Source organism: Sinorhizobium sp. Y406, from assembly GCF_058732025.1.
Window position 1 is genome coordinate 2,439,467 of record NZ_CM178974.1, and the last position, 24,429, is coordinate 2,463,895.

Here is a 24,429-nt window from a genome sequence, read left to right on the forward strand (position 1 = left end):
ACTGAGCATTTGCCTTGCTCGTGAGCAATTACTCACTTTTCGGGAAAAAATGTCAATGCGGATTCCATGCTGCAGTGCAGAATGAAGCGCTAAATGGCTGTTTTCGCTGTAGTGTTCTTGGAGAAGTTCCGTTCGGGAGCGGCCGATCCGCAACCGCGGCGGCCTGGCCAAGTTCCGACTTGGGCGTTTTCAGGCCTTGAGCAGATATTCGGCCGTGTCTTCATCGGTGATGAGACCGTTGATGATTCCACCCCTCAAGGCAGCCCGCAGGGCCTCGTACTTGCGTGTTCCCTTGGCGATGCCGATCACCGCGGCGCGGTCGCGCGGCGGCAGCGGAATCGAGGCGACGCGCTCGTTGATGCTGCCCGTGAGCAAGGCGCCGTCATGGTCGAACATCCATCCACAGATCTCGCCGACGGCCCCCGCCGCCATCAATCCCGCCATTTCCTCCCGGGCGAGGAAGCCGTCCTCGCAGAGCGGTGCCTCGGCGCCGAGTTCGCCGACGCCGACGAAAACGGCATCGGCGCGGGCGCCGAGTTCCAGCGCCATCTTCACCAGGCTTTGCTTGTGCAGCACTTCGCGCTCTTCCGGCGACGAGACGAGAACCGGCAGCGGCATGGGGAAATGGCGCGCATTGATCACGTCCGCCATGCTGAAGATCACGTTGTAATAGGCAGCCGAACCATCGAGCCGGATATTGCCGGTGAGCGAGACGATGCGGTGCTGTGGACAGTCCATCGGCGGCAACTGGTCGATCGTCGCCTTCAGCGTCCTACCCGTGCCGACCGCGAGCACCACCGGCTCGGCGGATTTCAGCCAGCGCTCGATTTCCGTCGCCGCGGCCTCGGCGATGCCGACCGTCGTCGACGCCGAGCCCGGGTCGCTCGGCACCACGTCCGCATATTTCAGCTCGTATCTGTCCTTGAGCCGGGCGGCCGCTTCCAGGCAGGCGGCGATCGGATGGTCGAGCCGCACCTTGACAAGCCGCTCGGCCATGGCAAGCGACACGAGGCGCTGCGCCGACTGGCGCGAAATGCCCATGATCGACGCAATCTCGTCCTGCGTGCGACCGGCAACATAATAGAGCCATCCGGCACGGGCAGCATCGTCCAGCCTGTTGTTGTTCTCCGGCTTGCGCGCCATGGTTCGCCTCCTTCCTTTTGATTTGCTGCCACTATTTGGCATGCCCTGTCAAACCAGGGCGTAAATCGACCGGGCCTCGAGGAAAAAAGACCGCAAACTCTCCGGATTCGCGGAAGGCGCGTCCAAAATTTTACCGTTTGATAAAAAAATAAAGCGTGATACCGTTACCCATCCTGAGAAGACATTGGGAGCCAAAAATGGGAACGACGCAATCTGGGATTCTCGGCGGGCGCCTGCCGCTCGCGGAGTACGAAAAGAACTTTTCCGACCTACATCCGCCGCTCGACAGACACGAAGCGCTCGTGGCCGCGGACCGCTGTTACTTCTGCCACGACGCGCCCTGCATGACGGCCTGTCCCACCTCCATCGACATTCCGCTGTTTATCCGACAAATCGCGACAGGCAACCCGATCGGCTCCGCCAAGACCATCTTCGACCAGAACATCCTGGGCGGCATGTGCGCCCGCGTCTGTCCCACCGAGACGCTCTGCGAACAGGCCTGCGTGCGCAACACCGCCGAGGAGCGGCCGGTCGAGATCGGGCGACTGCAGCGCTATGCGACCGACATCGCGATGAAGGAGAACAAGCAGTATTATGCGCGGGCGGCGTCTTCCGGCCGCAGGGTTGCGGTTGTCGGCGCAGGGCCTGCCGGCCTTGCCTGCGCCCATCGCCTCGCCGTCAACGGTCATGACGTGGTGATCTATGACGCGCGTGAAAAGTCCGGCGGTCTCAACGAATATGGGATTGCCGCTTACAAGTCGGTCGACGATTTCGCCCAGAAGGAGGTCGATTACGTGCTGTCGGTCGGCGGCATCGAGGTACGCCATGGTCAGGCGCTCGGCCGCGACTTCTCGCTCGCGGACCTCGCCGAGCAGCATGACGCCGTTTTCCTGGGTCTCGGCCTTGCGGGCGTCAACGCTCTCAGGACCGAAGGCGAGAATGCCGATGGAGTGGAGGACGCCGTGGATTTCATCGCGGCGCTACGCCAATCGAATACCAGGGCCGACATTCCGGTGGGTCGGCGGGTCGTCGTCCTCGGCGGCGGCATGACCGCCATCGACGCGGCCGTACAGGCAAAGCTGCTCGGGGCCGAAGAAGTGACGATCTGCTACCGCCGCGGCAAGGAGCACATGAACGCCTCCGAATTCGAGCAGGATCTGGCCACCTCCAAGGGTGTCACCATTCGCCACTGGCTGCAGCCAAAGCGTATAGCCGCGAAGGACGGCAAGGTCGCCGGCATCGAGCTCGAATACACCACCCTCGAAGACGGCAAGCTGACGCCGACCGGGGAGACCGGCATCATTGCCGCCGACCAGATCTTCAAGGCGATCGGCCAGACCTTCGAAGCCTCCGGTCTCGGCGCGCTGCAGATGGAGGGCGGACGCATTGCCGTCGATCAGGAGGGCCGCACCTCGCTGGCAAAAGTATGGGCGGGCGGCGACTGCGTGCACGGCGGCGAAGACCTGACCGTCTCGGCCGTCGCCATGGGACGCGACGCAGCCGAATCGATCAACCGGGCTCTCGCCGCGGAAGCGCCGCTGGCGAGCGCCGTTGCTTGAAAAGCGGAACAGGATCGAGAGGACGAGAACAATGGCTGATCTTCGCAACAATTTTGTCGGGATCAAATCCCCGAACCCGTTCTGGTTGGCCTCGGCGCCGCCGACGGATAAGGCCTACAATGTCGAGCGGGCCTTCAAGGCCGGCTGGGGCGGCGTCGTCTGGAAGACGCTTGGCGAGGAAGGACCGCCGGTCGTCAACGTCAACGGCCCGCGCTACGGTGCCATCTGGGGCGCGGACAGGCGGCTTCTGGGCTTGAACAATATCGAACTCATCACCGACCGCGACCTCTATGTGAACCTGCGCGAGATGAAGCAGGTGAAGATGAACTGGCCCGACCGGGCGCTGATCGCATCGATCATGGTGCCTTGCGTCGAGGAGGCGTGGAAGGCGATCCTGCCGCTCGTCGAGGAAACCGGTGCCGACGGCATCGAACTCAATTTCGGCTGTCCCCACGGCATGTCGGAGCGCGGCATGGGCTCCGCGGTCGGCCAGGTGCCGGAATATATCGAGATGGTCGTGCGCTGGTGCAAGCAGTATACCCGCATGCCGGTGATCACCAAGCTGACGCCGAACATCACCGACGTTCGCAAGCCCGCCCGCGCCGCCAAGGTCGGTGGCACCGACGCGGTCTCGCTGATCAACACGATCAACTCGATCACCTCGGTCAACCTCGACACCTTCTCGCCGGAACCGTCGATCGACGGCCGCGGCAGCCATGGCGGCTATTGCGGACCGGCGGTCAAGCCGATCGCGCTCAACATGGTCGCCGAGATCGCGCGCGACCCCGAGACCCGCGGCCTGCCGATCTCCGGCATCGGCGGCATCACCACTTGGCGCGATGCTGCCGAGTTCCTGGCGCTCGGCGCCGGCAACGTGCAGGTCTGCACGGCGGCGATGACCTACGGCTTCAAGATCGTCCAGGAAATGATCTCGGGCCTCTCCGAGTGGATGGACGCCAAGGGCCACAGATCGCTCGACGACATATGCGGTCGCGCCGTGCCGAATGTCACCGACTGGCAGTATCTCAACCTCAACTACGTCTCCAAGGCGAAGATCGACCAGGACGCCTGCATCAAGTGCGGCCGCTGTCACATCGCCTGCGAGGACACCTCGCACCAGGCGATCACCCAGTTCGTCAACGGCGTGCGCCATTTCGAGGTGATCGAGGAAGAGTGCGTCGGCTGCAACCTCTGCGTCAACGTCTGTCCCGTCGAGAACTGCATCACCATGGAGCCGCTCGCCGCCGGCACTCTCGACAGGCGCACCGGCAAGCCGGTCGATCCGAACTACGCCAACTGGACGACCCACCCCAACAACCCGATGGCCCGCCAGGCCGCCGAGTAAGGGATGGAGCAACAAGGCCGCCGGGGAGCGCCGGCGGCCTTCTGCATTTGCACTGGCGTCAGAACTCGATCACGACCTTGCCGAAAGGCCCGCGGTCGAGATGCGCGAGCGCCTCATTGAACTCCGTGAACTTGTAGCGCTTGTCGATCACCGGCTTCAGGCGCAAGCGATCGACCGCGCCGACCAGGTCTTCCAGCGCCCGGCGATGTCCGACGCTGATGCCCTGCAGCACCGGCGACTTGAGAAGCAGCGGTGCTACGGGACCGGAAACCTCGAAGCCTTCGAGCACTCCGATCACCGAGATGCGCCCGTCCGGGGCGACCGCCTTCAGCGATTGGCCGAGAGCGGCGCCGCCGGCGATCTCAAGAATATGGTCGGCGCCATGGTCGCCGGTGAGCGCATAGACGCGCTCTACCCAGTCTTCGCTGAGGCGGTTGATGCCGTGGTCGGCGCCAAGCGCAAGCGCCTTCTCGAGCTTTTCCCGGCTGCTCGATGTGACGATCACTTCGGCGCCGACAGCCTTGGCGATCTGCAGGCCAAAGAGTGCGACGCCGCCCGTGCCCTGCACGACGACACGGTCGCCGGGCTTCAGATGACCCTTTTCGATCAGGGCGAACCAGGCAGTCAGGCCAGCGCAGGGCAGCGTGCTCGCCTCAGCGGCATCGAGACTTTTCGGCGCGCCGACGAACCAGTCCTCCGGAAAGGCGACATATTCCGACATCACGCCTGGATGGACGCCACCAAGCGTGTCATATGCAGGCGTCCTGCCGTTTCCGGGCCGCAGGCCGTCGAGCCAAACGGGCGCGAAGGTCGAGATCACGCGGTCGCCGGCCTTGAAGCGAGTCACACCCTTGCCGACCGCTTCGACGACGCCGCTCATGTCCGAGGCCGGAACGAAGGGAAAAGTGAGAGCCAGGCCCATGCCGGATTCCAGTATCAGCTTGTCGCGATAGTTGAGCGACACCGCCGTCGTGCGAACAAGTACATCAAACTCGCCGATTTCGGGCACCCTGCGCTCCGCGATCTTCAGCTTATGCGGGCCAACAGCCTCGGTGCTCCATTCCTGCATCCATTTCGACATGTTCGTTCCTTTCCAGTTGTTGTGCTGGGACGAACATAATGTTGAAAATGAGATCGCCAGTTGCGATAAGAATTCCCCTCATTGGTTCTTCAACGGACACAATCGCATGGAACATCTCAACGGCATCCCGGTGTTTGTCGAGGCGGCGGAGGCCGGCGGCTTCTCCGCTGCGGCGGAGCGGCTGAACCTTTCACGCTCAGCCGTCGGCAAGACGATCGCCCGGCTCGAGCAGAAGTTCGGCGTCCGCCTCTTCCATCGCACCACCCGGGCGCAGAGCCTGACCGAGGAGGGCCAGCTCTTCTATGAGAGCTGCCAGAGAGCGCTCGGCGAAATCCGCAGCGCCGAAGCCCTTCTCGAATCCGGGAGACAGGAAATCCGTGGCCGATTGCGGATCTCCATGCCGGTGCTCTTCGGCCGCCAATGCGTGGCACCGCTCTTTCGGGACCTGTTGCGCAGCCACCCGCATCTCGAGCTCGATCTGTCCTTCAGCGATCGCGTCATCGACCTTCTCGACGAAGGCTTCGATCTTGCCATCCGCAACGGTTCATTGGGCAACGATTCCGGGCTGATGACGCGTGCCGTCGCCGAGCAGCGCATGACAGTCTGTGCCTCTCCCGCCTATCTCGCGGCGCGCGGTGCGCCGCATACCGTGGCAGACCTCGCATCCCACGATGCGGTGGTCTACTGCCGCGGCGGCCAACAGCGACCATGGTCCTTTCCTGTCGAAGGCAGGACCGCCGAGACGATCTTGCCGAAGACCCGGTTGCGGCTCGACGATCTCGCGGCGATCGCTGATGCGGCAGCCGAGGGCATCGGCCTTGCCTGGCTGCCCTGCTGGCTGGTGCGCGAGCGCGTGCAACGCGGTGAACTCGTCCGCGTCCTGAGCGATCGGCCCGGTCTCGTTTTCAAGGTGCATGCCGTATGGCCGCGAACGCGGCTGCTGTTGCCGAAATTGCGGGTGGCGATCGACGCCCTCGCCGCGGGTCTGCCGCGCATCATGGAATAGATGCGCTGGCCACGCCTAGCACTACTTTGGCACTTTTGGCTTGGGGCGTTCTGTGAGGAGCATCTCACAGTGGGGGCATCGTAGCGGCGGTGGCCGTGCGAAGATGTCGAGGATCGCTTGCCTGACGGTCGGCATGCTCGGTTGTGGCGGCGGACCTGTGAGTCTTTTTTTTCCGTCCCGCGGCCTTGAGGCGGCGGGATTGGAGAAAGGCGTAGGCGATCATCGTCATCAAGGCATGTCGATGTAACCCCGTCCAGGACCTGCCTTCGAAGTGGTCGAGCCCAAGCTCCTCCTTGAGTTGTTGGTGTGCCTGCTCGCAGACCCATCTCGCTTTGATCGTGGCGGCGAGCGTCTTGAGGGTGGTATCGGTCGGCAGGTTCGACAGATAGTATTTTTGCTCTCCGGTCGACCGCCGCTCGCCGACGAGCCAGACTTCGTCGCCAGGCATGCATTGCACACGATTATCGAGCATCCGGTGCTTATGGCCATCCGCAACCCGGACACGGCAGGCTGCGAAGAGACATGTCAGCCGGCCTTTAGTGCCCCGGCGCCAGCTAACCTTTTGCCATTTCTCGCCCGCCAACATCGCCTCGGCAGAAACCGGGGGCCGGTCGGCAATGTGGTATTTGCGGCGCTTGCCGGTGCTGGCGACGGGGAAGACCAGAGCAACGTCGGCCGGATAGACGTTCTGGCGACGCGACAGGCCAACGGCCCAGAGCAGACCGCGCTCGCTCAAGGCCTGACGGAACGGCCCGCTTGATCCATATCCGGAATCGGCAAGCACGCAGCCGAAACGGACGCCGGAGGCGATGACACGGTCGATCTCTTCAAGCGCAATCTCCGGCTTCGTCCGAGCAATCTGTCGATCCGTCGGCACGCCGGCCCGCGCCATGCGCTCTTTATCGTCCATCCAGGTCTCGGGCAGAAACAGCCGCAGCCCCACCATCACCGGAACCTCGCGCGATGCCAGCGTCACCGAGACCAGAGTCTGACAGTTGGCTGTCTTCCCAAGCGCGGAGGCGTATTGGGGCGCAACGCCAACCGAGTGACATCCCTTCTTCGGCAACGCCGTGTCGTCGATGATCAACCAGGCGTTGTCGCCGCCAACCAACTTGTCGGCTTCAATGAGCAGGGCCGTTTCGAGCGCAGAGGCATCCCAGACGCCGCTGCCGATGAAATGATGGAGCTGGTCATAGCTCACGCCGCTATCTCGGGCCGCCATCGGCTGAACGCTCTTGCGATCGCCAGGGCCGATCAGCCCCGCTACATAGGCCGGGCACATCCGCCGCCGCCGCTTGTGCCCCAGCGGCGCCAGAAACGGTTGAAGCCAGTCCATCAATTCCTCATGCCATCCCACCATGACGCGCTCCTCCTCATCGGAGCGCGCAGCATCAAGCCATCTTGGATAACAAATCGTTAACGTGCCAAAGTAGTGCTAGGCGTTCGAATCTCAGCATATTCCTTAGATTGAGGGGATTTTCGCGCGAACACGAACGCTAAACAGATTGTGTAGAAAACGTAAGTTGTCGCCACCCGCAATCTGGTCGATAAGGGGAAAAACCAGCAGCGGCCGGCCGCCGCAGACCCGGGCAAACTGTTTGACTATCATTTCCGCCAGCACGCGCAAGAAGACACACCTGATCTCCGGTGCCGTTCTCGGCGTCTTCGTGCTCTCGCATTTCACCAATCACTCGCTTGGCCTGATCTCCATCGGTGCGATGGAAGCCGGTCGGCGTGTCTGCACATTCTTCTGGCAAAGCATACCAGGAACCGTTCTGCTCTACGGCGCCTTGCTCCTGCACTTCGTGATGGCCCTCGACAGTCTCTATCGCCGCCAGACCCTCAGGATGCCCATCGGCGAAGCCCTGAAGATCGCCTTTGGCCTGAGCCTGCCCTTCTTGCTGATACCCCATGTGGTCGCCACACGGGTGGAGCCGTTCCTGACCGGGATCGGTGCCGATTATCCCGGCATTCTGCGCGCACTGTGGTCGAGTTCGGTCGGCACAACCCGCCAGACGATCGCGCTGCTGTTCGTATGGAGCCACGCTTGTCTTGGTGCCTGGTTCTGGACGCGCGGCCGAGACTGGTTTCCGCGATACGAGATCCTGCTCTATACCGTTGCCCTGCTCGTACCCATCTTCGCGCTGCTTGGCTTCGTCAACGGCGCCCGTTCCCTCGTCCGCGACTATGCCGAACATGGCGCCTATGGCGACACGGCCTATGTCAATGAGCGGCAGCGCCTCGATCCCGCCCTTGCCGAAAACATCCGGCTCGCCTTCTATGCCGGCTTTGCCGGCCTGATCGGCGGCACCCTGGCGCTGCGCGCCATGCCCGCGCGCGGCCGCATCCGCGTTCGCTATCCGGATGGGCGCGTGGCGGCGGTCAGCCTCGGCTTCAGCGTGCTCGAGGCGAGCCGCGCCGCCGGTTTCCCCCATGTCTCGGTCTGCGGCGGCCGCGGCCGGTGCTCGACCTGCCGCGTACGCGTCATTGAGGGCCTCGAGGGCCACCCGGCGCCGGAGGCCGCGGAATTTGCGACCCTCAGCCGGATCGGCGCCCCCGACAATGTCCGCCTGGCCTGCCAGTTCCGGCCCACCCACAATGTCACGGTCGTGCCCATTCTCGATACCGACAGCCTCGGGATCAAGACGCAGATTGCCCGCCAGAACGGCGGTGGGCGCGAGCGGCGCGTCGCCGTGCTCTTCTGCGACCTGCGCGATTTCACCCGCATCGCCGAGCACCGGTTGCCCTACGACACTGTGTTCCTGCTCAACCGCTATTTCGCAATGATCGGCGAGGCGGTCGAGGGGTCGGGCGGCGTTGTCGACAAATTCATCGGTGACGGCGCATTGGCGATTTTCGGATTGAAGAGCTCTTACAAAGACGCCTGCCTGCAATCGCTGACCGCCGCCATGCGGTTGTCGGAAGGCGTGGAGGCGCTTAACCAGACGTTCGAAGCTGAACTCCAGCAGCCGCTGCGGCTCGCAATCGGCCTGCATGCCGGGCGGGCGATCATCGGCGAGATGGGCTACGGCCAGGCGACATCGCTGACTGCAGTCGGCGACACGATCAACACCGCAAGCCGGCTGGAGGGCCTGGCGAAGGAGCATGACGCGGAGCTTGCCGTCTCCGTCGAGCTCGTTAACCGCGCCGGCGTCAGCCTCGAGGGCAATCGCCGTCTGGATATCGGCCTGCGCGGCCGCCAAGCACGGCTCGAAATCTGGATCCTCGAAAACGCCGGGGCAATATCAAACGCGCTCCCGGCAGAGGATTGAGCCATCATCGGTTGCCCCCTCACCCTCTCGCGGCAGCGGGATGAGGGACGAAGATGACCCGCAAACGCCGACGTACCTACTCCCGCACCTGCAGGCCATCGATGAACAGCCGCTCGAGGAACCGCGCCGCATCCTCGAAGCGCCCGTCACCGGCATGCTCCTGGCCGAGGACGGCGCGCACCTGCACGTCGAAGTCGGCGTAATGCTGCGTCGTCGACCAAATCGCGAAGATCAGGTGATAGGGATCGCATTTGGCGATCTTGCCCGCCTTCGCCCAGGCCCTGATCACCTCGGCCTTATCGTCGACCAGTTGCTTCAGAGGTCCTTTCAGTTCGTCCTCGATATGCGGTGCTCCCTGAAGCACCTCATTGGCGAAGAGGCGGCTTTCGCGTGGGTAATCCCGCGCAAGTTCGAGCTTGCGCCGGATATAGCTTCGGATCTCGGCAACGGGATTGCCGCCTGCGTCGAGCGCGCGCAGCGGATCGAGCCAGGTGTCGAGCACTCGGTCGATCAGGGCGCGGTGCATCGCCTCCTTGGTGCGGAAATAATAAAGCAGGTTCGGTTTCGACATGCCGGCGACCTCGGCGATCTGATCGATGGTCGAGCCGCGGAAGCCGTGCGCGGAGAAGACCTCCAGCGCCGCTTCCAAGATCTGCTCCTCCTTCTCCTCCTGAATACGCGTGCGCCTTTGGGTCTTGGCCGCTCTTGGAAGTACCATATCTCCCCCTGTCGATGCCCGCACCGGATCGGAAAGGGACCCGATCTGTCCGAAATTCGGACGCGCCATTTTATGGGCAGCAGTTCCGATTTTTTCTTTTTCCCGCTTGAGTGCCGCCGCGGAAGTTGTAATGTTTACCAACCGGTCAAATTATCAGCCAGAACGCCAATAAAGGCAACGGCTGTTCGAAGGGCATAAAACAAAGCTCCAATTTGGCCAACGGGAACATGAGGGCTATCCCCGGGGAGGGCCCAGCCGAAAACAGAGGAGAACGCCATGGCAACACCTGGCGAGAATAGGCGCGTCAATGCCGACCGCCTGTGGGATTCGTTGATGGAAATGGCGAAGATCGGCCCAGGCGTCGCTGGCGGTAACAATCGCCAGACTTTGACGGATGCCGACGGCGAAGCCCGACGGCTCTTTCAGTCCTGGTGCGCAGCGGCCGGGCTCTCCATGGGTGTCGACAAAATGGGCACCATGTTCATGACTCGCCCCGGAACCGATCCCGATACCCTGCCCGTCCATATCGGCTCCCATCTCGATACCCAGCCGACCGGCGGCAAGTTCGACGGCGTGCTCGGGGTGTTAAGCGGCCTCGAGGTCGTGCGCACGATGAACGATCTCGGGATCAGGACCAGGCGCCCGATCGTCGTTACCAACTGGACCAATGAGGAAGGCGCGCGCTTCGCGCCGGCAATGCTTGCCTCCGGGGTCTTCGCCGGCGTCCACACGCTCGACTATGCCTATGCCCGCAAGGATCCCGAAGGAAAGATCTTCGGCGACGAGTTAAAGCGCATCGGCTGGGTCGGCGACGAAGACGTCGGCGATCGCAAGATGCACGCCTATTTCGAATATCACATCGAACAGGGGCCGATCCTCGAAGCCGAGAACAAAGAGATCGGCGTCGTCACCCACTGTCAGGGTCTCTGGTGGCTCGAGTTCACGCTGACCGGCCGGGAGGCCCATACCGGCTCGACGCCGATGAACATGCGCGTCAATGCCGGGCTCGCCATGGCGCGCATCCTCGAAATGGTGCAGACCGTCGCCGTTGAAAATCAGCCGGGAGCCGTCGGCGGCGTCGGCCAGATGTTCTTCTCGCCGAATTCTCGCAACGTGCTGCCGGGCAAGGTCGTTTTCACCGTCGACATCCGCTCGCCCGACCAGGCCAAGCTCGACGGCATGCGCGCGCGCATCGAGGCGGAAGCGCCGAAGATCTGCGAGCCCCTTGGCGTCGGGTGTGCCATCGAGGCGGTCGGCCATTTCGACCCGGTCACCTTCGATCCCAAGCTGGTCTCAACCGTCCGCGGCGCCGCCGAGAAGCTCGGCTACAGCCATATGAACATCATTTCCGGTGCAGGGCACGACGCCTGCTGGGCGGCAAAAGTCGCCCCGACGACGATGATCATGTGCCCCTGCGTCGGAGGGTTGAGCCACAACGAGGCCGAGGACATTTCAAAGGAATGGGCCGCGGCCGGCGCCGACGTCCTATTCCACGCCGTGCTCGAAACGGCGGAAGTCGTCGAGTGAGAATTGCTGCAGCGGGACGGAAGTTCCGCCCGTTTGGCTGGTGGCCTACCGCCGCCCAACAGATCATTGCGAGGAAAGAACAATGAGCACCGTCATCAAGGGTGGAACCATCGTCACAGCCGACCTGACGTACAAGGCCGACATCAAGGTCGAAGGCGGCAAGATCGTCGAAATCGGCCCCAATCTCTCGGGCGCCGAAACGCTTGACGCGACCGGCTGCTACGTGATGCCGGGCGGCATCGACCCGCATACCCATCTCGAAATGCCCTTCATGGGCACCTATTCCTCCGACGATTTCGAGAGTGGCACGCGCGCGGCTCTGGCCGGCGGCACAACCATGGTCGTCGATTTCGCCCTCCCCTCGCCCGGCCAGTCGCTGCTCGAAGCCCTCACCATGTGGGACAACAAGTCGACTCGCGCCAATTGCGACTATTCCTTCCACATGGCGATCACATGGTGGGGCGAACAGGTTTTCAATGAGATGGAGACCATCGTCAAGGATAAGGGCATCAACACCTTCAAGCACTTCATGGCCTATAAGGGCGCGCTGATGGTGGACGACGACGAGATGTTCTCGTCGTTCCAGCGCTGCGCCGCGCTCGGCGCGCTGCCGCTCGTCCACGCCGAAAACGGCGACGTGGTGGCGCAACTGCAAGCGAAACTGCTCGCGGACGGCAACAATGGCCCCGAGGCGCATGCCTATTCGCGGCCGGCCGAGGTCGAGGGCGAAGCCACCAACCGCGCGATCATGATCGCCGACATGGCCGGCTGTCCCGTCTATATCGTCCATACTTCCTGCGAGCAGGCGCACGAGGCGATCCGCCGCGCCCGCGCCAAGGGCATGCGCGTCTTCGGCGAGCCGTTGATCCAGCATCTGACGCTCGACGAGAGCGAATATCTCAACAAGGACTGGGACCACGCCGCCCGCCGGGTGATGTCGCCGCCCTTCCGCAACAAAGCGCATCAGGACAGCCTCTGGGCGGGGCTTGCCTCCGGCTCGCTGCAGGTGGTCGCAACCGACCATTGCGCCTTCACGACGGCGCAGAAGCGCTTCGGCGTCGGCGACTTCACCAAGATCCCGAACGGCACCGGCGGGCTGGAGGATCGCATGCCGATGCTCTGGACCTATGGCGTCGCGACCGGTCGGATCACCATGAACGAATTCGTCGCGGTGACGTCCACCAACATCGCCAAGATCCTCAACATCTATCCGAAAAAGGGCGCAATACTCGTCGGCGCCGATGCCGACCTCGTCGTCTGGGATCCGGAGCGCTCGAAGACGATCTCGGCCAAGACCCAGCAATCGGCGATCGACTACAACGTTTTCGAGGGCAAGACGGTTACCGGTCTGCCGCGCTTCACGCTGACGCGCGGCGTTGTCGCAATCGAGGAAGGCACGGTGAAAACCCACGAAGGCCATGGCGAATTCGTCCGTCGCGATCCCTTCCCGGCCGTCAGCACGGCGCTCACGACCTGGAAGGAAGTGACGGCGCCGCGCGCGGTGCAGCGTACCGGCATCCCGGCAAGCGGCGTCTGACGCGATGCCGCATCCGTCATTGGTCAGGCGCGAAAGGATCGGCCGGCACAAGTCCCTCCAGTTCCGGCAGCAGCACGACGCTCTCCTGCTCCTTCGGATCCGTCCGGGCGATCACTGCGGTGCAGGGGCTGTCGGAGAGGTTCGCCGGCAGATGCGGCACGCCGGCGGGGATGTAGAACATCTCGCCGGCCTTGACGACCACATGCTCCTCGAGCCGGTCGCCGAACCAGGTGTGCGCCTCGCCGGAGAGCACGTAAATCGCTGTCTCGTGGCTCTCATGGAGATGCGCCTTGGCGCGGGCGCCCGGCGGCATGGTCAGGAGATGCATGCAGATGCCCGTCGACCCCACCGTCTCCGCGGCAATGCCTTCGAAATAGTTGAGCCCCTGCCTTCCGGCGTAACCGTTGCCCGGGCGCACCACGCGACAGCCAGGATTGGATGATCGAGACATGAATCTTCTCCAGAATTCGCTGAAAAACCCGCAACCGGAGCCGTCTGCGGCAAATCCGCGATTGCATGTTGCGCGCCCTGATAGCAGTCTGGCACAGACAAATGAGAATGAGAATTCACCGATGACATCCAATCCCGCTTCCGTCGTCTCGGCCCGGAACCTTGGGCTGACGTTCGAGACGAGCGACGGGCCGGTCAACGCGCTCACCGGCGTCAACCTCGACGTCGGCAAGGGCGACTTCGTTTCGTTCATCGGTCCCTCCGGCTGCGGCAAGACGACGTTCCTGCGCGTCATCGCCGACCTGGAAAAGCCGACCTCCGGTTCGATCGCCGTCAACGGCCTAACGCCTGAGGACGCTCGCCGCAAGCGGGCCTATGGCTATGTCTTCCAGGCAGCCGCCCTTTATCCCTGGCGGACGATCGAGAAGAACGTCGCTCTTCCGCTCGAGATCATGGGTTACTCGCGGGAAGAGAAGAAGGCGCGGATCGAACGGACGCTGGAGCTCGTCAACCTTGCGGGCTTCGGCAAGAAATATCCCTGGCAGCTTTCCGGCGGCATGCAGCAGCGCGCCTCGATCGCCCGCGCGCTTGCCTTCGACGCCGATCTCCTGTTGATGGACGAGCCCTTCGGCGCGCTCGACGAAATTGTCCGCGATCACTTGAACGAACAGTTGCTCAAGCTCTGGGCCGCAACCAGCAAGACGATCTGCTTCGTGACGCACTCGATCCCCGAGGCCGTCTACCTCTCGACCAGGATCGTCGTCATGAGCCCCCGCCCCGGCCGCGTTACCGACATCATCGAATCGACGTTGCCGAAGGAACGACCGCTCGGCATCCGCGAAACGCCGGAATTCCTCGAAATCGCCCATCGCGTCCGCGAGGGCTTGAGAGCGGGGCACAGCTATGAGGAATAGCCCCTCCTGTCCGGCGCGCTGCCGCGATGCGGATTTGGCAGATATGGCGGTATGCGCCGGTATCCTCAGCAGCTGGATAGACGCGACGCCGTGGATGCCAAGAGTCCATTCAACAGGCGAAGTGGAGCGGTATTACCGGGAAACTGTCTTTGCCGAGCGCTCGGTTGTCGTCGCAGAACGTGAAGTTGAAATCGCAGGCTTTCTCACTTTTTCCGACGAGCACCTCGTAACGGCGCTCTATGTCGATGAACGCCACAGGGGCACTGGAGTTGGAGCCGCGTTGCTCGGCGTAGCCAAGAAGCGGTCGGGAACCGAGCTCAGACTTTGGACCTTCGAACACAATACGCGTGCTCAGCGCTTCTATGAACGCGAGGGCTTCGTGCCGGTAGGCAGAACGGCCGGTGAGAACGAGGAAGGCCTGCCGGATATACTCTATCTTTGGCGTGCCGAACTGCCGCGCGGGAGGGAAGCGTTCCATGCGTGACTATAGCTTCGTCCGCGACAAACTCCTCCCCATCTCCACCGTCGTCCTGATTCTGATCGCCGTCTGGTATGTCGCCGCCGTGTTCCTGAACGCACCCTTCGAGCGCGACACCGCGGCGCGCGGCGGCACCGAGATCGCCCTGTCCGATCTCGTCCGAAACACGATGTTCCAGGAGCGGCCGGTCCTGCCGGGGCCGCATCAGGTCGTGGCCGAGATCTGGGATACGACCGTCAACAAGGCGATCACGTCGAAGCGCAGCCTCGTCTATCACGCCTGGATCACGCTCTCGGCCACCTTGCTCGGCTTCGGAATCGGCGCGGCGCTCGGCATTCTTCTCGCCGTCGGCATCGTCCACAACAGGGCGATGGAACGCTCGCTAATGCCCTGGGTGATCGCCAGCCAGACGATCCCCATCCTGGCGATCGCGCCGATGATCATCGTCGTGCTCAATGCGATCGGCATCGCCGGCCTGCTGCCGAAGGCGCTGATTTCCACCTATCTCTCGTTCTTCCCGGTGGTCGTCGGCATGGTCAAGGGGCTGCGCAGCCCGGAAACGATCCAGCTCGATCTCATGCATACCTATAACGCATCGCCGGCCCAGACCTTCTGGAAGCTGCGCTGGCCCTCCTCGATGCCCTTCCTCTTCACCTCGCTCAAGGTCGCAGTCGCCATCTCGCTCGTCGGCGCCATTGTCGGCGAACTTCCGACGGGCGCGGTGGCTGGGCTGGGTGCTCGCCTGCTTGCCGGTTCCTATTACGGCCAAACGGTGCAGATCTGGGCGGCTCTGTTCATGGCGGCAGCGCTCGCGGCCGTCCTCGTCATGATCGTCGGCCTGGCGCACTCGGCGGTGCTGAGACGCATGGGGGCCAAGCCATGAATACGACCCCTCTCGCCGGCGCGATTGCCTTCTGGCTTGTCGCCTGGGCCGTCAACGAATGGCTGGTCCGGCAGCATTTCGCGAACCGCACGGTTGGCAACCTTGCACGCTTTGCGGTACCGTTCCTGTTCGGCATCACCATCCTCGTCCTCTGGGAGGGCATCGTCCGTGGCTTCGGCATCCCGTCGGTCCTGTTGCCGGCGCCGTCGATGATCTGGCAGAGGCTGGTAAATTCCATACCTACGCTCTCGGCCGATTTCCGGCAGACCTTCCTGAAATCGGTGCTGACAGGCTACGGGCTCGGCTGCGGCCTCGGCTTTCTGGCGGCGATCCTGATCGACCGCTCGCCCTTCCTGCAGAAGGGCCTGCTGCCGCTCGGCAATTTCGTCTCCGCCCTGCCCGTCATCGGCGTCGCGCCGATCATGGTGATGTGGTTCGGCTTCGACTGGCAGTCGAAGGTCGCGGTCGTCGTGATCATGACCTTCTTCCCGATGCTGGTGAACACCGTTTCGGGACTTGCCGCCGCGAGCCATATGGAGCGCGACCTGATGCGCACCTATGCGGCCAGCTGGTGGCAGACGCTTATCAAATTACGGCTGCCGGCCGCTTGGCCCTTCATTTTCAACGCACTCAAGATCAACTCCACCCTGGCGCTGATCGGCGCCATCGTGGCCGAGTTCTTCGGGACGCCCATCGTCGGCATGGGCTTCCGTATCTCCACGGAAGTGGGCCGCATGAACGTCGACATGGTTTGGGCCGAAATCGCCGTCGCGGCGGTGGCTGGCTCCGCCTTCTACGGGACGGTTGCGCTGATCGAACGGGCCGTCACGTTCTGGCATCCGTCCATCCGCAGTGGCCGGGGCTAGATCACCATGAATTGGGGTCGACTGTCCCAAATCAAAGACGTGGTCGACACTGACGATCTGGAGCAGGATGCGGGCGGAAACCCCGCTGATATTTCCTCATCCCGCTCTGACGATGAAGCAACGATAAGAGGGAACTGACATGAAAAAAAGACTTGCATCTCTGCTGACAGCCGGCGTCCTTTCGCTCGCTGCATTCCACGCTAATGCCGCCGACAAGGTCACCCTGCAATTGAAATGGGTGACCCAGGCCCAGTTTGCGGGCTACTATGTCGCCAAGGAGAAGGGTTTCTACGAGGAGGAGGGTCTCGACGTCGAGATCAAGCCCGGCGGTCCGGACATCGCTCCGGCGCAGGTGATCGCCGGCGGGGGCGCCGACGTCATCGTCGACTGGATGCCCTCCGCGCTTGCCTCGCGCGAAAAGGGCGTACCGCTCGTCAACATCGCCCAACCCTTCAAGAAGTCCGGCATGATGCTGACCTGTCTCAAGGAGACCGGCGTGCAGAAACCGGAAGACTTCAAGGGCAAGACGCTCGGCGTCTGGTTCTTCGGCAACGAGTATCCCTTCCTCTCCTGGATGGCGCACCTGAAGATCCCGACCGACGGTGGGCCGGACGGCGTAACTGTGCTGAAGCAGGGCTTCAATGTTGATCCGCTCATCCAGAAACAGGCGGCCTGCATCTCGACAATGACCTACAACGAGTATTGGCAGGTCATCGACGCCGGCATCAAGCCCGAGGATCTCGTCACCTTCAAATACGAGGACCAGGGTGTCGCCACGCTCGAAGACGGTCTCTATGTGCTCGAGGACAAGCTCAAGGATCCGGCCTTCAAGGAGAAGATGGTGAAGTTTGTCCGCGCCTCGATGAAGGGGTGGAAATATGCCGAGGAAAATCCGGATGAAGCGGCCGAGATCGTGCTCGAGAACGACTCGACCGGCGCCCAGACGGAAAAGCACCAGAAGCGCATGATGGGCGAAATCGCCAAGCTGACCGCGGGCTCGAACGGCGCCCTCGACGAGGCCGACTACAAGCGCACCGTGGAATCCCTGCTTGCGGGCGGCTCCGATCCGGTCATCTCGAAGGAGCCGGAAGGCGCCTGGACGCATGAGATCACTGACGAAGCCCTGAACTAAACAGTCCTGTCGAATACGGGAAAGCGAGCGGCGGCTGCCGCTCGCTTTCTTCCTGCCCTGCCTCGGTTGCCAAACCTACATCATAAGTTGTATCGATATAGCCTTGGAGTGGCGGACGGTCAAAAATATTGAGGCACCATCGCTTCGCCAGCCCTTGCAAGCGTTTGCTACGAAGATTACATAGGCCGCAACGTTTGGTTGGAAGGTGGCGCAGGGGGAGCCGTTTATTCTCTCTTCCTGTCCTGTGGGGGAAATTTATCCCTGACGCTTGGTTTCGTTCGATGCGGAAGCCGATCCGACGACAACCACGCGGCAGTTCGAAGTGTCACCGTATCCTGTGCGGGTTTGAAAACGCAGTTAAAATAGCGGGCCGTTTCTGTTTGACCGGATCGGTCGGAAAGAATTCGATGCCGCGGCCGCGACCGGCAATCGGGCGGCATAGCCGGCAAAGCCGCGAGTACAGATAAGCGCCTCGTCTTTCGATTGGCGAGCGGGCATGACTTTCTTTGGGACGACAGGCCGATGGTTCAGATATTTCTTCCTTTTCTCGGCGCCTTCGCAGCGATTGCACTCGGCTTTTCCGCAGCCTCGGCCGAGGAACCGGCACCGCAGCAGGAACAGCTTTTGCCGTCGATCGTCGTTACCGAAGCCACGGAGCGATCGATCAGGGATCGCGTCCTCGCAACCGGTTCGATCGAGGCGGTCGAGGAGACCTATGTTTCCCCGCTGGTGGACGGGCTTTCCATTCGGTCGCTGAACGTCGACGTCGGCGACCGGGTCGAAAAAGGTAGCACGCTCGTCGTTCTCAACGACGATGCGCTGCTCCTTCAGAAAAGCGAACTCCAAGCCAATTTGGCCAAGGCGGCGGCCGCGCTTGCCCAATATCGTGCTCAGCTCGCCGAAACGACGGCCAATGCGGAAGAGGCGACGCGCGTTGCCGATCGCGCCGAGCAGCTTTCGGCAAACGGCACCGTCTCGACCGCGGAGGCCGACCGGCTGAAGGCGCTCGCCGCAGCCGCGCGCGCCCGCGTCCGCTCTGCCGAGCAATCCGTAGGTGTTGCGGCCGCCGATATCAAGGTCGTTCAGGCGCAGATCGACGATGTGAACCTGCGTCTTGCCCGCACGGAAGTAAAGGCGCCGGTCAGCGGTGTGATCTCCGCCAAGAATGCCAAGATCGGTGCGATTGCCAGCGGCACCGGCGCGCCGCTTTTCGCGATCATCCGTGACGGCGCCATCGAGATGAAGGCGGACGTTACCGAGGCCGACATTCTCAAGCTTGCCATCGGCCAGGCTGCAACAATGAAGCTTGCCGGGGGCAGCACGACGATTGACGGCAAGATCCGACTGATCGCGCCGACGATTGATCCGGTGACGCGGCTCGGCACCGTGCACATCACCCTCGCCGATGCGACAGAGGCACGTGCAGGCATGTATGCCAGCGCCGTCATCACCGTCGCGCAGAAACAGGCGGTGGTTTTGCCGCAAACGGCGGTCACCGCGGAGAACGGCAAATCGATCGTCCGCAAGGTCGAGGACGGCGTCGTGCACCTGGTTCCGGTGACGACCGGCATTCAGGACGGGCAGTTCGTCGAGATTGTTTCCGGACTCGAGGCGGGCGAACAAGCGGTTGCAAAGGCCGGCGCCTATGTGCGCGACGGCGACCGCATCAATCCGGTCAAACCGGCGCAGCCGATAACCAATTGACGGGAAACCGAGACCATGAACTTCTCCGCCTGGTCCATTCGTAATCCGGTCGCGCCGATCCTGGCCTTTTTCGTGCTCGTCGTGCTCGGCTGGCAGTCCTTCAATTCGCTGCCGATCACCCGTTTCCCGAACATCGACGTGCCGATCGTCTCGGTCGCGGTGACCCAGAGCGGTGCGGCGCCAGCCGAACTCGAAACCCAGGTCACCAAAGAGATCGAGGACGCGGTCGCCGGCATTTCGGGCGTCGACCATATTCAATCGACCATTACCGATGGCACCTCCACCACCGCCGTGATCTTCCGCATGGAAGTGCCGACAACCCAAGCGGTTCAGGACGTCAAGGACGCGATTGACCGCATCCGTGGCGATCTGCCGACGACGATCGACGAGCCGATCGTCTCGAAGGTCGACGTCGAAGGTCAGGCGATCCAGACCTTTTCCGTCTCCTCGCCGGGCATGACGCTCGAAGAGCTCTCCTGGTTCGTCGACGACACGATCAAGCGCGAGATCCAAGGCAAGAGCGGCATCGGCCGCGTCGACCGCTATGGCGGCTCCGACCGCGAAGTCCGAATCGAACTCGACGAGGACCGGCTGAATTCCTTCGGCATCAGTGCCGCCGACGTCAACGGTCAGCTCCGCCGCATGAACCTCGATCTCGGTTCCGGCCGGGGTCAGGTCGGCGGCAGCGAACAGGCGATCCGCACGCTCGGCGATACGCGCGACGTGGCAGGCCTCGCCAACACGATGATCTCGCTGCCGAACGGCCGCTTCGTCCGCCTCTCGGAACTCGGCACCGTGACCGACACCTATGAGGAACAGAAGTCCTTCTCGCGCTTCAACGGGCATCCCGGCGTTACCTTCGCGGTCTTCCGTGCCAAGGGTGCGAGCGAGGTGACGGTGGCCGAAACGGTCGCCGAGACGCTGGAGGGGATCCGGGCCAAACATCCGGACGTCACGATCGAGATGGTCGATGACTCGGTCTATTTCACCTATGGCAATTACGAGGCGGCCATCCACACGCTGATAGAAGGTGCGCTGCTTGCCGTCATCGTCGTCATGCTGTTCCTGCGCAATTGGCGGGCGACCCTGATCGCCGCGGTCGCGCTGCCGCTTTCGGCCATTCCCACCTTCTGGGTCATGGAACTCCTGGGCTTCTCGCTGAACCTCGTGAGCTTCCTCGCCATGACGCTTGCGACGGGCATCCTTGTCGACGACGCCATCGTCGAGATCGAGAACATCGAGCGGCACATTCAGATGGGCAAGTCGCCCTACCGCGCTGCGATCGAGGCGGCGGACGAGATCGGCCTTGCGGTCATCGCCACGACTTTCACCATCATCGCCGTCTTCGTACCCGTCTCCTTCATGCCGGGCATTCCGGGGCAATATTTCATCCAGTTCGGCCTGACTGTCGCCGTCGCCGTTTTTTTCTCGCTTCTGGTCGCACGCCTGATCACGCCGGTAATGGCGGCCTATCTGATGAAGCCCACGGACGTGGGCGGCCACTACGGCGACGACGGCTTCATAATGCGCCAGTACACGCGCCTCGTGCAATTCACCACGAAGGCCTGGTACACGCGCTATTCGACGCTTCTTGCCGCGATCGTCCTCTCGGTCGGCTCGGTGGTCGCCCTCATCCTCTTCGTCCCCGGCAGCTTCCTGCCGCCGGAGGACAACTCGCGCGTCAGCCTGTCGATCGAACTGCCGCCGGACGCGATGCTCGAGGACACGGATCGGACGACCACCGAGATCTACAACCGGATCAAGGATATCGACGGCGTCGAAGACGTCTTCGTGCTTGGCGGCGCCTCTCCGAAGGGCGATCTCGAGCTCAGGCGCGCGGCCGTGACCGTACTTCTCGGGAAACTCGACCATTCACTGGTCAACAGGATCGTCAATGACGTGATCGGCGGCATGCCGTTGATCGGCGAATATCTGCCGAAGCTACCGCCGGCCGGCCGCACCAAGCCGCAATCTCAGATCGAAAAGGAAATCTTCACACGGCTGCAGTCGATCCCGGACGTCCGCGTCATCAAGCTGAACGACCGCGGTGAGCGCGATCTCTCGTTCAACTTGCTCTCCAACGACGAGGCCGATCTGGACAAGGCGGTCGCGACTCTCGAAGCAAAGCTCCGTAGCGACCCGCTGCTTGCCAATGTGAGTCCGGACGGCGCTCTGCCGCGGCCTGAACTGCAAATCCGTCCGCGCGACGAGCAGATGTCCCGTCTCGGCATCACTACGGCGCAGATTTCGGAGGTGATCCGCGTAGCCACGATCGGCGACGTCGACGCGCAGCTGACGAAGATCGCGCTTGATGGGCGCCTCATCCCGGTCCGGGTGCAGCTCGATCGCGATTTCCGCAGTGACCTGGCAGCGATCCGCAATCTCAAGGTTCAGACCGCCTCCGGCGCCATGGTTCCGCTGTCGAGCGTCGCGGATATCAACTACTCTGAGGGCCCGAGCTCGATCAAGCGTTACGACCGCTATCGGGTTGTCGCGCTCGGCGCGGACCTGCCGGCCGGCGTCGCGCTCGACACCGCATCGGCCCGCTTCAAGCAGATCGCCGCCCAGGCTGAGCTCCCCTCCACCGTCCAGTTCCTGGAGAGCGGCGATGCCGAGGTTCAGGCGGAGATGCAGCAGAGCTTCGGCAATGCAATGCTGCTCGGCCTGATGATGGTGCTTGTCGTGCTCATCCTGCTGTTCAAGGACGTGATCCAGCCCTTCACCATTCTGTTCTCGCTGCCGCTCGCCATCGGCGGCGTGGCGGCAAGCCTGATCCTGACGCAGAATGCGCTGTCCATGCCTGTTCTGATCGGCATATTGATGCTGATGGGTATCGTCACCAAGAATGCGATCCTGCTCGTCGATTTCGGCATCGAGATGATGCACCACGGCATGGACCGGACGCTGTCGATGGTCGAGGCCGGCCGCAAGCGCGCCCGCCCGATCGTCATGACCTCGATCGCCATGTCCGCGGGCATGCTGCCTTCGGCGCTCGGCGTTGGCGAAGGCGGTTCCTTCCGCGCGCCGATGGCGATTGCGGTGATCGGCGGCATCATCGTGTCGACGGTCTTGAGCCTCGTCGTCGTCCCCTCGTTCTTCCTGATCATGGACGACCTGTCGCGGCTGCTCGCCTGGATCTTCGGCCGCTTCGTCGGCAAGAAGGACGAGGAAGTCCTGCCTCTCGACCGCGAGGCCCTGAGCAAGCTCGCCGCCGAGCAGGGCAGCACGATCGAAAGCCTGGACGAGCGCGTCAATGCGCTGGAGGCGGAACGGCGCGGCAAATCCGACCGCAAGGTCATCAGCCATCCGGCCCTTGCAGCCGAATAGTCCTTAAGACGCGTCCTAGCGCTGCGCGTCTGACAAGACGCGCAGCGCTAGGACGCGGATTCTTTCGCGAAGTTGTTTGATCAAGGTCAATTTCCGGCGCGGCCCGAACCGCTAGTTTCGTCCCTGGCTTTTTTGGGAACGAGCGGTATGAAGACATTGCGATTGACCTCGGGCGACAGGGCCATTCTCCTCCACTCGCGCTTTTTCTCGCGGCTGGCACGGGCGACGGTGGAAGCAATTCTCGCGGACACGACAGTCTCCACACATGAGGAGCACGACGTGCTGTTTCGCGAGCAGGAGCGGATCGACGAGGTATTCTTCGTACTCTCCGGTCTCGTGCGTCTCTACCGCCTCGGCAAGGACGGCCGCGAGGCGGATGTCGCCGTCTTCCAGCGAGGCGATATGTTCGGCGTCAACGCCATGTTCCTGAACCACCGCGCGACAGCGAATGCGCAGGCCGCCGAGCCATCGATCGTGGCGCGCGTCGAGAGCCGCCGGCTCAGCCAGCTCGCGGCCGAAGAAACCGACGTCGCCCAGGCGCTCCTCGAGGTCGTCTGTCACCATGGCAAGATGACCGAGGATTGCCTCGCGGATGACCGGCTGCTGACGGCGCCGCAGCGGGTTGCCAACTATATCCTCAGCCATTGCCCGAACGGCTCTGAGACCTTCTCCTTCCGGCTGCCGTTTCAGAAGAACGTGCTCGCCGGCAAGCTCGGTCTCGCGCCGGAGGCGCTTTCGCGCGCCTTCTCGATGCTGCGCCCGTCCGGCGTCGTCGTGAAGGGACGCGTGATCGAAATCCGCAACCGCCAGGCGCTCGAGGAGTTCTGACGCCCAGCCGGCTCAAAGGCCGCCGTTTGCTGTCAGGAATTCGACGATCAGGTCGATCCCCTCCCCCCGTTTCATGTCGGAGAAGACGAAGGGTTTTTGCGCGCGCATTCGCGCCGCGTCGCGCTCCATCACCTCGAGGTCGGCGCCGACATACGGAGCAAGATCCTTCTTGTTGATCACAAGCAGATCGGACTTCGTGATGCCCGGTCCGCCCTTTCGCGGGATTTCCTCGCCTTGGCAGACGGAAATCACGTAGATGGTCAAATCCGCCAGATCGGGCGAAAAGGTGGCCGCAAGATTGTCGCCGCCGGATTCGATGAAGACGACGTCCAGGTCGGGAATGCGGCGGTTGAGTTCGGCGATCGCCTGCAGATTGATCGAGGCGTCCTCCCGGATTGCCGTATGCGGGCAGCCGCCGGTTTCGACGCCGACGATCCGCTCGGAAGACAACGCCTGCATGCGCACCAGCGCCTCCGCGTCTTCCTTGGTGTAGATGTCATTGGTGACGACGGCGACGGAATATTTCTCGCGCATCGCCTTGCAGAGCTTGTCCGTCAGCGCCGTCTTGCCGGACCCGACCGGACCGCCGATCCCGACGCGAAGAGGACCGTTTTTCGATGGCATGTCTCTTGTCCTTTCCCGTCACCTGTGGGCATGCA

At 62.9% G+C, this 24,429-nt stretch carries 20 protein-coding genes; 14 read left to right on the forward strand and 6 right to left on the reverse strand.

Annotated elements, in window-relative coordinates:
• Window positions 1–189 precede the first annotated feature (189 nt).
• Window positions 190–1,143 carry a sugar-binding transcriptional regulator gene (locus tag AC4P1R_RS11705; protein ID WP_492176985.1) on the reverse strand — a complete coding sequence of 318 codons (954 nt, stop codon included), beginning with the start codon at window positions 1,141–1,143 and terminating at the stop codon, window positions 190–192.
• A 197-nt stretch (window positions 1,144–1,340) separates the two neighbouring features.
• On the opposite strand from AC4P1R_RS11705, the gene AC4P1R_RS11710 reads away from it, so the two are divergent.
• Both AC4P1R_RS11710 and preA read left to right on the forward strand, forming a co-directional pair.
• A complete protein-coding gene (locus AC4P1R_RS11710) occupies window positions 1,341–2,702 on the forward strand; it encodes an NAD(P)-dependent oxidoreductase (RefSeq protein ID WP_151611572.1) in 1,362 nt (453 codons plus the stop codon).
• A 31-nt stretch (window positions 2,703–2,733) separates the two neighbouring features.
• On the forward strand, window positions 2,734–4,047 hold the full coding sequence (gene preA, locus AC4P1R_RS11715) for an NAD-dependent dihydropyrimidine dehydrogenase subunit PreA (RefSeq protein ID WP_151611573.1): 1,314 nt from the start codon (window positions 2,734–2,736) through the stop codon (window positions 4,045–4,047).
• Window positions 4,048–4,105: 58 nt separating this feature from the next.
• Here the strand turns inward: preA and AC4P1R_RS11720 are convergent, their stop codons facing one another.
• The gene (locus AC4P1R_RS11720) at window positions 4,106–5,128 is read right to left on the reverse strand and encodes a zinc-dependent alcohol dehydrogenase family protein (protein WP_492176986.1); all 1,023 of its coding nucleotides are present in this window, start codon (window positions 5,126–5,128) and stop codon (window positions 4,106–4,108) included.
• A 106-nt stretch (window positions 5,129–5,234) separates the two neighbouring features.
• On the opposite strand from AC4P1R_RS11720, the gene AC4P1R_RS11725 reads away from it, so the two are divergent.
• Window positions 5,235–6,134, forward strand: coding sequence for a LysR family transcriptional regulator (locus AC4P1R_RS11725; RefSeq protein WP_069458145.1), 900 nt, complete (start codon window positions 5,235–5,237; stop codon window positions 6,132–6,134).
• Between the two features lie 64 nt (window positions 6,135–6,198).
• On the opposite strand, the gene AC4P1R_RS11730 is transcribed toward AC4P1R_RS11725, so the two are convergent.
• A complete protein-coding gene (locus AC4P1R_RS11730; protein WP_492176987.1) occupies window positions 6,199–7,494 on the reverse strand; it encodes an IS701 family transposase in 1,296 nt (431 codons plus the stop codon).
• Window positions 7,495–7,732: 238 nt separating this feature from the next.
• On the opposite strand from AC4P1R_RS11730, the gene AC4P1R_RS11735 reads away from it, so the two are divergent.
• Window positions 7,733–9,406, forward strand: coding sequence for an adenylate/guanylate cyclase domain-containing protein (locus AC4P1R_RS11735; protein WP_492176988.1), 1,674 nt, complete (start codon window positions 7,733–7,735; stop codon window positions 9,404–9,406).
• Window positions 9,407–9,482: 76 nt separating this feature from the next.
• Here AC4P1R_RS11735 and rutR read toward each other — a convergent pair whose 3' ends face one another.
• Window positions 9,483–10,124, reverse strand: a complete 642-nt coding sequence (gene rutR, locus AC4P1R_RS11740; RefSeq protein ID WP_069458215.1) for an HTH-type transcriptional regulator RutR — start codon at window positions 10,122–10,124, stop codon at window positions 9,483–9,485.
• 276 nt (window positions 10,125–10,400) lie between these two features.
• Between rutR and AC4P1R_RS11745 the strand changes: the two genes are divergently transcribed.
• Complete coding sequence (locus tag AC4P1R_RS11745) at window positions 10,401–11,651, forward strand: Zn-dependent hydrolase (protein WP_492176989.1); 1,251 nt, start codon at window positions 10,401–10,403, stop codon at window positions 11,649–11,651.
• Between the two features lie 82 nt (window positions 11,652–11,733).
• A complete protein-coding gene (hydA, locus tag AC4P1R_RS11750) occupies window positions 11,734–13,188 on the forward strand; it encodes a dihydropyrimidinase (protein ID WP_492176990.1) in 1,455 nt (484 codons plus the stop codon).
• Between the two features lie 16 nt (window positions 13,189–13,204).
• On the opposite strand, the gene AC4P1R_RS11755 is transcribed toward hydA, so the two are convergent.
• Window positions 13,205–13,639 (reverse strand): cupin domain-containing protein, encoded by a 435-nt coding sequence (locus tag AC4P1R_RS11755; RefSeq protein ID WP_492176991.1) that lies wholly within the window; start codon window positions 13,637–13,639, stop codon window positions 13,205–13,207.
• Window positions 13,640–13,760: 121 nt separating this feature from the next.
• Between AC4P1R_RS11755 and AC4P1R_RS11760 the strand changes: the two genes are divergently transcribed.
• From AC4P1R_RS11760 to AC4P1R_RS11795, 8 genes are all read left to right on the forward strand, one after another.
• On the forward strand, window positions 13,761–14,552 hold the full coding sequence (locus AC4P1R_RS11760; RefSeq protein WP_151611576.1) for an ABC transporter ATP-binding protein: 792 nt from the start codon (window positions 13,761–13,763) through the stop codon (window positions 14,550–14,552).
• A gap of 94 nt (window positions 14,553–14,646) precedes the next feature.
• Window positions 14,647–15,036 carry a GNAT family N-acetyltransferase gene (locus AC4P1R_RS11765; protein ID WP_492176992.1) on the forward strand — a complete coding sequence of 130 codons (390 nt, stop codon included), beginning with the start codon at window positions 14,647–14,649 and terminating at the stop codon, window positions 15,034–15,036.
• The gene (locus tag AC4P1R_RS11770; RefSeq protein ID WP_069458151.1) at window positions 15,029–15,913 is read left to right on the forward strand and encodes an ABC transporter permease; all 885 of its coding nucleotides are present in this window, start codon (window positions 15,029–15,031) and stop codon (window positions 15,911–15,913) included. The genes AC4P1R_RS11765 and AC4P1R_RS11770 overlap by 8 nt, the downstream gene beginning before the upstream one ends.
• Window positions 15,910–16,779 carry an ABC transporter permease gene (locus tag AC4P1R_RS11775; RefSeq protein ID WP_069458152.1) on the forward strand — a complete coding sequence of 290 codons (870 nt, stop codon included), beginning with the start codon at window positions 15,910–15,912 and terminating at the stop codon, window positions 16,777–16,779. Before AC4P1R_RS11770 ends, AC4P1R_RS11775 begins: the two co-directional genes overlap by 4 nt.
• Window positions 16,780–16,918: 139 nt before the next feature.
• On the forward strand, window positions 16,919–17,911 hold the full coding sequence (locus AC4P1R_RS11780) for an ABC transporter substrate-binding protein (protein WP_069458153.1): 993 nt from the start codon (window positions 16,919–16,921) through the stop codon (window positions 17,909–17,911).
• Between the two features lie 522 nt (window positions 17,912–18,433).
• A complete protein-coding gene (locus tag AC4P1R_RS11785) occupies window positions 18,434–19,615 on the forward strand; it encodes an efflux RND transporter periplasmic adaptor subunit (protein WP_492176993.1) in 1,182 nt (393 codons plus the stop codon).
• 15 nt (window positions 19,616–19,630) lie between these two features.
• Window positions 19,631–22,942: an efflux RND transporter permease subunit gene (locus AC4P1R_RS11790; protein WP_492176994.1), complete on the forward strand. Its 3,312-nt coding sequence runs from the start codon at window positions 19,631–19,633 to the stop codon at window positions 22,940–22,942.
• Window positions 22,943–23,089: 147 nt separating this feature from the next.
• The gene (locus AC4P1R_RS11795; RefSeq protein ID WP_069458156.1) at window positions 23,090–23,770 is read left to right on the forward strand and encodes a Crp/Fnr family transcriptional regulator; all 681 of its coding nucleotides are present in this window, start codon (window positions 23,090–23,092) and stop codon (window positions 23,768–23,770) included.
• 12 nt (window positions 23,771–23,782) lie between these two features.
• Here the strand turns inward: AC4P1R_RS11795 and ureG are convergent, their stop codons facing one another.
• Window positions 23,783–24,394: an urease accessory protein UreG gene (gene ureG, locus AC4P1R_RS11800; RefSeq protein ID WP_069458157.1), complete on the reverse strand. Its 612-nt coding sequence runs from the start codon at window positions 24,392–24,394 to the stop codon at window positions 23,783–23,785.
• Window positions 24,395–24,429: the final 35 nt, after the last annotated feature.

Coding starts and splice junctions, on each gene's coding strand:
- AC4P1R_RS11775 (WP_069458152.1), top strand. CDS start 15,910: ATGAATACGACCCCTCTCGCCGGCGCGATTGCCTTCTGGCTTGTCGCC.
- AC4P1R_RS11730 (WP_492176987.1), bottom strand. CDS start 7,494: ATGGTGGGATGGCATGAGGAATTGATGGACTGGCTTCAACCGTTTCTG.
- hydA (WP_492176990.1), top strand. CDS start 11,734: ATGAGCACCGTCATCAAGGGTGGAACCATCGTCACAGCCGACCTGACG.
- AC4P1R_RS11790 (WP_492176994.1), top strand. CDS start 19,631: ATGAACTTCTCCGCCTGGTCCATTCGTAATCCGGTCGCGCCGATCCTG.
- rutR (WP_069458215.1), bottom strand. CDS start 10,124: ATGGTACTTCCAAGAGCGGCCAAGACCCAAAGGCGCACGCGTATTCAG.
- AC4P1R_RS11710 (WP_151611572.1), top strand. CDS start 1,341: ATGGGAACGACGCAATCTGGGATTCTCGGCGGGCGCCTGCCGCTCGCG.
- preA (WP_151611573.1), top strand. CDS start 2,734: ATGGCTGATCTTCGCAACAATTTTGTCGGGATCAAATCCCCGAACCCG.
- AC4P1R_RS11785 (WP_492176993.1), top strand. CDS start 18,434: ATGGTTCAGATATTTCTTCCTTTTCTCGGCGCCTTCGCAGCGATTGCA.
- AC4P1R_RS11755 (WP_492176991.1), bottom strand. CDS start 13,639: ATGTCTCGATCATCCAATCCTGGCTGTCGCGTGGTGCGCCCGGGCAAC.
- AC4P1R_RS11705 (WP_492176985.1), bottom strand. CDS start 1,143: ATGGCGCGCAAGCCGGAGAACAACAACAGGCTGGACGATGCTGCCCGT.
- AC4P1R_RS11725 (WP_069458145.1), top strand. CDS start 5,235: ATGGAACATCTCAACGGCATCCCGGTGTTTGTCGAGGCGGCGGAGGCC.
- AC4P1R_RS11780 (WP_069458153.1), top strand. CDS start 16,919: ATGAAAAAAAGACTTGCATCTCTGCTGACAGCCGGCGTCCTTTCGCTC.
- AC4P1R_RS11760 (WP_151611576.1), top strand. CDS start 13,761: ATGACATCCAATCCCGCTTCCGTCGTCTCGGCCCGGAACCTTGGGCTG.
- ureG (WP_069458157.1), bottom strand. CDS start 24,394: ATGCCATCGAAAAACGGTCCTCTTCGCGTCGGGATCGGCGGTCCGGTC.
- AC4P1R_RS11720 (WP_492176986.1), bottom strand. CDS start 5,128: ATGTCGAAATGGATGCAGGAATGGAGCACCGAGGCTGTTGGCCCGCAT.
- AC4P1R_RS11765 (WP_492176992.1), top strand. CDS start 14,647: ATGCCAAGAGTCCATTCAACAGGCGAAGTGGAGCGGTATTACCGGGAA.
- AC4P1R_RS11795 (WP_069458156.1), top strand. CDS start 23,090: ATGAAGACATTGCGATTGACCTCGGGCGACAGGGCCATTCTCCTCCAC.
- AC4P1R_RS11745 (WP_492176989.1), top strand. CDS start 10,401: ATGGCAACACCTGGCGAGAATAGGCGCGTCAATGCCGACCGCCTGTGG.
- AC4P1R_RS11770 (WP_069458151.1), top strand. CDS start 15,029: ATGCGTGACTATAGCTTCGTCCGCGACAAACTCCTCCCCATCTCCACC.